At 74.5% G+C, this 6843-nt stretch carries 8 protein-coding genes; 3 read left to right on the forward strand and 5 right to left on the reverse strand.

From position 1 onward, the window contains the following. Window positions 1-297 precede the first annotated feature (297 nt). Window positions 298-1602, forward strand: a complete 1305-nt coding sequence (locus tag VM242_15785; protein ID HVM06619.1) for a hemolysin family protein — start codon at window positions 298-300, stop codon at window positions 1600-1602. Between the two features lie 389 nt (window positions 1603-1991). Here VM242_15785 and VM242_15790 read toward each other — a convergent pair whose 3' ends face one another. Continuing rightward, window positions 1992-2153: a hypothetical protein gene (locus VM242_15790; protein HVM06620.1), complete on the reverse strand. Its 162-nt coding sequence runs from the start codon at window positions 2151-2153 to the stop codon at window positions 1992-1994. 173 nt (window positions 2154-2326) lie between these two features. Then, a complete protein-coding gene (locus VM242_15795) occupies window positions 2327-3415 on the reverse strand; it encodes a tyrosine-type recombinase/integrase (GenBank protein ID HVM06621.1) in 1089 nt (362 codons plus the stop codon). Here VM242_15795 and VM242_15800 point away from each other — a divergent pair. Then, complete coding sequence (locus tag VM242_15800; GenBank protein ID HVM06622.1) at window positions 3414-3872, forward strand: MGMT family protein; 459 nt, start codon at window positions 3414-3416, stop codon at window positions 3870-3872. The genes VM242_15795 and VM242_15800 overlap by 2 nt on opposite strands. On the opposite strand, the gene VM242_15805 is transcribed toward VM242_15800, so the two are convergent. The 3 genes from VM242_15805 to VM242_15815 all read right to left on the reverse strand — a co-directional run bounded on the left by VM242_15805 (window position 3835) and on the right by VM242_15815 (window position 5640). After that, a complete protein-coding gene (locus VM242_15805; GenBank protein ID HVM06623.1) occupies window positions 3835-4131 on the reverse strand; it encodes a hypothetical protein in 297 nt (98 codons plus the stop codon). The genes VM242_15800 and VM242_15805 overlap by 38 nt on opposite strands. Window positions 4132-4152: 21 nt before the next feature. After that, window positions 4153-5334: an EAL domain-containing protein gene (locus VM242_15810; GenBank protein ID HVM06624.1), complete on the reverse strand. Its 1182-nt coding sequence runs from the start codon at window positions 5332-5334 to the stop codon at window positions 4153-4155. Window positions 5335-5424: 90 nt separating this feature from the next. After that, window positions 5425-5640: a hypothetical protein gene (locus VM242_15815; GenBank protein HVM06625.1), complete on the reverse strand. Its 216-nt coding sequence runs from the start codon at window positions 5638-5640 to the stop codon at window positions 5425-5427. A 102-nt stretch (window positions 5641-5742) separates the two neighbouring features. Between VM242_15815 and VM242_15820 the strand changes: the two genes are divergently transcribed. Next, a partial coding sequence (locus VM242_15820) for a hypothetical protein (protein ID HVM06626.1) occupies window positions 5743-6843 on the forward strand: 1101 nt, incomplete at its 3' end.

Raw genomic sequence — 6843 nt, forward strand, 5'->3', positions numbered from 1 at the left:
TCCCAGGTGGGGACCAGGCGGCGGGCGGCCCGGGCGCTGGAGCGCATCGCCGCCGACCCCGACGGCGCGGCCGCCGCCCCCCGCACGACGCCCGTGGGCCGGGTCGACGAGGCCCGGGCCGCCCGCCGCCTGGTCCCCACCTGGGACGCCCGACCGGCGGAGTGACGCCGCACCGTTCAGTTCGCGAAGGCGCGCGGCGTCCGGCGCGCCTTCGCGAAGGAAACTGCTGACGACGCAAACACAGTCACCCGCCCAGCGGTCGTCGTCCGTTCTCATCTGATCTGAGGAGCACTGCCCGTGGAAGGCACCCTGCCACAGCTGCTGATGGTGGCCGTACTCGTCCTGGCCAACGCGGCCTTCGCCGGCAGCGAGCTGGCCTTGGTCTCCCTGCGGGAGGGACAGCTACGACGACTCGAAGCCGGTGGCGGCTCGGGACAGGTGCTGGCCCGTCTGGCCCGGGAGCCCAACCGCTTCCTCGCCACCATCCAGATCGGGATCACCCTGGCCGGATTCTTGGCGTCGGCCACCGCGGCGGTGTCACTGGCCGAGCCGCTGGAGAGTCCACTCGGGTTCCTCGGCCAGGCTGCCCGGCCGGTCGCAATCGTGGTGGTCACCCTGTTGCTGGCCTACATCACGCTCGTCTTCGGGGAGTTGGCCCCCAAGCGGGTGGCCATGCAGCGGGCCGAGGGCTGGGGCCTGATCGCGGCCAGGCCCCTCGCAGTGCTGTCGGCGATCACCCGTCCGGCGGTGTGGTTGCTGTCGCACTCGACCGATCTGGCCGTGCGCCTCATGGGTGGCGACCCCGACCGCCAGCGCGAGGACGTCAGCGAGGAAGAGCTGCGGGACCTGGTCGGCACCCACCGCGCCATAAGCCCCCAACAGCGCGCCATCCTCTCCGGGGCCTTCGAGATCACCGAGCGGACGCTCGGCCAGGTGCTGCGGGCCCGCCGGGACGTGGTGGTGCTTACCGCGGCGTCCAGCTCGGCCGACGCCCTCGAGGTGCTGGTGGCCAGCGGGCATTCCCGGGCCCCGGTGGCCGAAGGCGGTGAGCTCGACGACGTCGTCGGCGTCGTCCACTTGCGTGACCTCATCGGCGCGGGGGCGACACGTGTGCGCGACCGTGCCGCGCCCGCGCTCTTCCTCCCCGAGTCGGCCAAGGTTCTTGGCTCCTTGCGGCGGATGCAGGAGGAGCGCCAGCAGCTAGCGGTCGTCATCGACGAGCACGGCGGTGGGGCGGGCATCGTCACCGTCGAAGACCTGCTCGAAGAGCTTGTCGGCGAGATCTACGACGAGACGGACCGCGACGTCGCCGGCGTCCAGCGCGAGGCCGACGGTTCGCTGGTGCTGGCCGGTAGCTTTCCCATCCACGACCTCGGCGACCTCGGCGTCGAACTGCCCGAAGGCGACTATGCGACCGTCGCCGGTCTGGTGCTCGCCGTCCTGGGCCGGATTCCCGACAGACCGGGTGATGCGGTGCGCATCGATGGATGGACCGCCACCGTCCTGGCCGTCGACCACCATGCGATCACCCGTATCCGTCTACGCCGCGATGCCCAGGAAGGGGAAGGCGGCGAACCACAGCCGGGCGGTACCGACGAGTAATCCTGGCCACTCCTCCAGCGGCGACAGGCTCGTGACCGCGGCTCGTCCCCTGCTCGATTCGCGGGCTCGGGGGGCACGCTGCTCGCCACGCCTCGCGTGCACCATGCGGCGGGGCGGCCGACGCTCTTCGTATCGGACGCGGCGGCGGTCCTCAGTCGCCAGCGCGAGCAAGGTCGTCACAGCGGGCGGTCAAGCGCCGCCGGCGAAATCTTGGTTGGAGTCGCCGCCCGCAGTGGCGTCGATGGGCCAGGGCGAAGTAGTGGTCCCAGCTGGGTTGCGGCATCACGACCGTCGTACCGACGGTCCGCCGGCCGGGGCGGCTCCGTTACGGGCGGTCGAGATCGCCGGACACTGCCACTCGCAGCTCGTCGACCGGCATCGGAATTAGCTCACGACGAGCGGCTCGTCCCTCGAAGTTTCTGCCAGGCCAGCCATCCGGCGGCGGCGAGGAGGACGATACCGATCAGCAGCGCCCACGCGATCCCCTCGAGGACTGCACCCACACCGAAGGCCATCGCCAAGAGGACCAGGACGACGAGCATGACGATCACGGACGACCACTATCCGAAGGGATGCCGACCGACACCCCCAGCTACCGAGCGGTTACGAGCATCATTCATCTCGGCCCTCACTCGGCTGGCGTTGTCGTTGCGAGGCAGGACGATCAGGCCGGGCCCCGGCCGCCGTTGGCCACTTTGACGCCGTTACCCAGCTGACCCCGACGTCAGCGCCGGGGCCCGCCCCCGAGAGGGTGGAGGCGCATGGCCGCCGCGATCTCCTCGTCGGCCACCTCGGTGTAGATCTGGGTCGTCGCCAGGCTGGCGTGCCCGAGGGCGACCTGGAGCTGGCGGAGGCTGAACGCGCCCTCGCGCAGGCCGAGGGTGGCGAAGGTGTGCCGCAGGGCGTGTACCCGCACGCCGTCCCGGCGGGCGCCCAGCCGGCGCAGCACCCGGTCGACCACGTAGACGACGGCCTCGCGGCTGGCCTCGACGGTGGTGCCCACCACCTCGCCCCGGCGGTCCCGGACGGGCCGAGGGCGGCTGGACACGACGACGGTCGAGGCGTCGAGGCCGAGGGCGGCGAGGCGGGCGTGGCGGGTGGGGAGGTAGGCGGCCAGCGCGTCCTGCACGACGGGCGGCAACCCGAGGCGGCGCTCCTTGTCGCCCTTGCCCCGCACGACGACGGCCGAAGGCGGGGCACCCTCCACGTCGGCGACCCGGAGCCGGGCGATCTCGTCGAGGCGCAGGCCGCAGGCCAGGGCCAGGGCGAGGATCACCAGGTCCCGCTCCGGCCAGCTCGACGACTCGCCGGCCGACGCCAGCGCACGCGCCGCCGTCGGCTCGTCGATGGCGCGGGGCATGCGCTTGCGCTTCTTCGGTGGGCGCAGCAGGGCGGCCGGATCGGCCGGCACGCGCGAGGTGCGGTAGCACCACGCGTAGAACGAGCGGATGGCGGCCGTCCGCCGGGCCACGGTGGCGGGGGAGCGCTCGTCGGGCGCCCGCTCGGGATGGCGGGCGAAGCGGGGGTCGGGCCGGGTCCGGAAGTCGGCCAGGGCGGCGTCGAGGTCGTCGAGGGTGACGGCGGCCACGTCGAGGCGCTCGAACGCCTGGAGGACGGCGGCCTCCCGCTCGGGCCGCTCCAGGCGCTCCAGCCGGCGCCGGTCGGGCAGCAGCCGGTGGGTGGCGGCGACGTCCACCATGGTGTCGTCCAGGTCGTAGCGATAGGCGGCGATGGTGCGCGCCGAGCGGCCCTCGTTGCTCAACCGCTGGAGGAAGCGCTCGACGGTGGGAGCGTAGGGGACGGCGGCCGCCATGCCGACAGCGTGGCCCACGGCGGCGCCGGGGCGGTGCATGCTGCCGGCCGTGGCGGCCCGGGCCGAGGACGAGTACGTGCGCATCGCCGGCCTCGTCGGCCCCGGCGAGTGGTGCACGTACGGCGACATCTCCACGGCCACCCGGGGCGACGCCCGGGCCGCTCGCGCCGTGGGGCGGGCGGCGGCGGCGCACCCCGGGTTCCCCGCTGCCCACCGGGTCCTGCGCTCGGGCGGGACCATCCCCGAGGAATGGGGCGCCGCCCAGGGCCTGGGGCCGGCCGAGTGCCGCCGCCGCCTGGAGGCCGAGGGCGTCGCCTTCACCGCCGACGGCCGGGCCGGCCCCGAGTTCCGGGTGACGTGGGACGAGCTGGTGCTCCGGGACGGTGCCAGCGGCTCGGCCGCCCGTCCGTCGCCGCCGGTCAGGCCTGGTCGACGGCCTCCTGGAGGTCGGCGATGACGTCGGTGCGGTGGACGATGCTGCCCGCCGCGCGCAGGCGCTCGGCCAGCTCGTCGGCCGCCAGGCCGAAGGCGCCCCCGGGCACGGCGACCGTTCGCCCCCCGCCGGCGACGGTGACGCCCTCGCCGGCGGTGATCGACTCGATCCACTCCCAGCGCATCATCTGGCGGTCCCCGTCGAGGCCCACCACCGACACGCCGTGCAGGTCCACCCGCACCAGCACCTGGCGCACGACGTCCTCGGCTACCCGTCCCGGCACGGGGGCGATCGTAGCCAGCGCTCAGGTGACCGGGCGGGCCCAGTGCTCGGCCGGCTCGGGCCGGCCGACGTGGAACCCCTGGCCCAGCGTGATGCCCAGGGCGGTCAGCGTGCGCAGCTCCCCCTCGGTCTCGATCCCCTCGGCCACCAGAGCGGCGCCGAGCGCCTCTGCGAACCCGACCCCGGCCCGGACCAGGGCCTGGCGGGTGGGGTCCCCGTCGATGCGGGCGACCAGGGCCCGGTCGAGCTTGATGATCTCGGGGGCCAGGTTCACGATCTTGGCCAGCCCGGCGTAGCCGGCGCCGATGTCGTCGACGGCCAGCCGGAAGCCGGCCTTGCGCAGTCGCTCGACGGCCGCCCGGGTCCTCCCCACGTCGCCCATCAGCTCGTGCTCGGTCACCTCGAGGACCAGGCGCTCGGGCGCCACGCCGTCGAGCACGGCGTCCAGCTCCGCTGAGCACAAGGCGTCGGGCCCGAGGTTCACCGTCAGCGTCGCGTCGGCCAGGCGGGGCAGGTGCGACACGGCGGTCGCCAGCGCCTTGAGCTCGAGGGCCACGCCGAGGCCGACCCGGTGGGCCTCGGCGAACCACTCCTCGGGCGGCCGGTGCGGTTCGGCGTCGAAGCGGGACAGCGCCTCCAGCGCCCACACCGCCGCCGACTCCAGGTGGACGATGGGCTGGAAGAGCACGCGCGGCGAACCGGGGTCCAGGAGCACCGCCTCCACCCGGGCGCGCTCCACGGCCTGCCGCCCCTGCGCGGCACGATCGGCCTCCAGGCGCTCGGACAACAGGCTGGCGATCAGGGCGAGGAACCGGCCGTCCCGGGGCGTCAGCGTGTGGTCGGGCGCCCGCCGGAACGAGCAGAAGCTCCCGTAGAGCGTCCCGTCGGAGAGCAGGATGGGCACGCCGACGTAGGCGCCGATGGACAGGGCCTCGGTGATGGAGAGGGCGGCCAGCTCGGGGTTCGCCGCCGCGTCGGGGATGACGCACTCGACGCGGCCGTCGGTGATGCGCTTGCAGTAGGTGTCCTCGAGCGGGTGCCGGTGCCCGGGCCCCACGCCCGTGCCCTCGGGGCTGATGTAGCGCAGCACCCAGTCGTCGCCCACGAACTCCGACACGAAGGCCACGTCCATGTCGAGGTGGGCCCGGACCAGTTCCAGCATCCGCCCGACGCCGTTGGCCGGAGATCCGTCGGGAGCGCCCACGCGAACACACTCGCACGCCCCCGGGCCGTTCCGGTAGCCCGTGCCTGCTAAAGCATGATTATGTAGGGACTAGGCCCGGGGCGGTCCGGGTCACGCCGCCCGCTCCTCCCCCCGGCCGGCGCGGCGGCGCACGGCGACGATCTCGGTCGTCCGGATGCTGGCCACCCGGACGCTCCACGAGTCGATGGTGGAACGGCCGTCGCCGAAGGCGAAGAACGACGTGAGCTGCCCGTCGGGCCGGTAGGCGTCGGCCGCCTCGATCAGCTCGGTCGTCCCGTCCCTCAGCTTCACCTCGAAGTCGGCCACCGCGCCACCGTACGGTCCGGCCCGTGTTGGGAGGAAGAGGACAGGTTGTGGATTCCACCTTCCGCCGACGGCGACGCCGGCCGTTGGTAGCTTGAGAACGCCATGGGCCGTCGCATCGAAGTCGAGCTGACCAGTTCCCGCGACGACGGCACGTGGACGTGGCGCGCCGCCGGCGCCAGGCAACCGAAGGGTGTGGTCGACGCGACGCTGCTGTACGAGGGCGCCCGGGTGGGCGACGTCGTGCGGGCCGAGGCCGACTTCGAGATCGAGGGCATCTCGATCACGGCCGTCCTGCCGCCCAAGGAGAAGAAGCGGGACGAGCCGAGCCGACTCGAGGTGATCGGCCCGCCCCGCGAGCACCAGGGCGTCACCTCCTCGTTGGTGGGCAGGTCCGACCGCCCGCGGTCGGACCGTCCCGACCGCGACCGCGACCGCGAACGGGACGGTCGCGACGGCCGCCCCCGGCGGGACGGGCCGGGCGACGCCCGCCGCGGGGGGCCGCCTCGGACGCGCGAGGGCGCTCCGACCGGGGGCCGTCCCCGCCCCGCCGGGCGGGCCGGCGCCGGCGCCGGCGCAGAGGGCCGCCCCCGTCCCGAGCGGGGCCGGTCCGACGGCAGGCCGGCCGAGCGGCGCGGCCCGCGTCCGGAGAGCGGCCGTCCCGAGGGCGGCCGTCCCGACGGCCGCGAGCGGCGCCCCGCCCCTCAGCCCGCGGAGCAGGCGGCACCCAAGGCCAAGCGCCTGTCTCCCGCCAACGTCCACCGGGCCGCCACCGTGGCGTCCCTCCCGCCCGAGCAGCAGCCCATCGCCGAGCACCTGCTGCGGGGCGGGATCCCCGCCGTGCGCCAGGCCGTCGAGACCCAGAACGCCCGGTTGCGAGAGGAGGGCCAGCCCGAGGTGAAGGCGGCCGCGCTGGTCGCCCTGGCCGAGCAGCTGCTCCCCCAGCTGAAAGCGGCCGAGTGGCGTGACCGCGCCGAGGCGGCCGCCAAGATCGTCGACGACGTGTCGCTGCGCGACCTGCGCTCGGTGGTGGCCGGTGCCGACGCCGCACGCGACGACGAGGGCCGCCTCCTGGCCGGCACCCTCCGCCAGGCCCTGGAGCGGCGGGTCAACGAGCAGCGGGAGCGCTGGGTGAACGACATCACGGGGGCGCTGGAGGAGGGCCGCCTGGTCCGAGCCCTCCGTCTGTCCGCCCACCCACCCGAC

The sequence above is a fragment of the Acidimicrobiales bacterium genome, from assembly GCA_035540975.1.
Lineage (GTDB): Bacteria > Actinomycetota > Acidimicrobiia > Acidimicrobiales.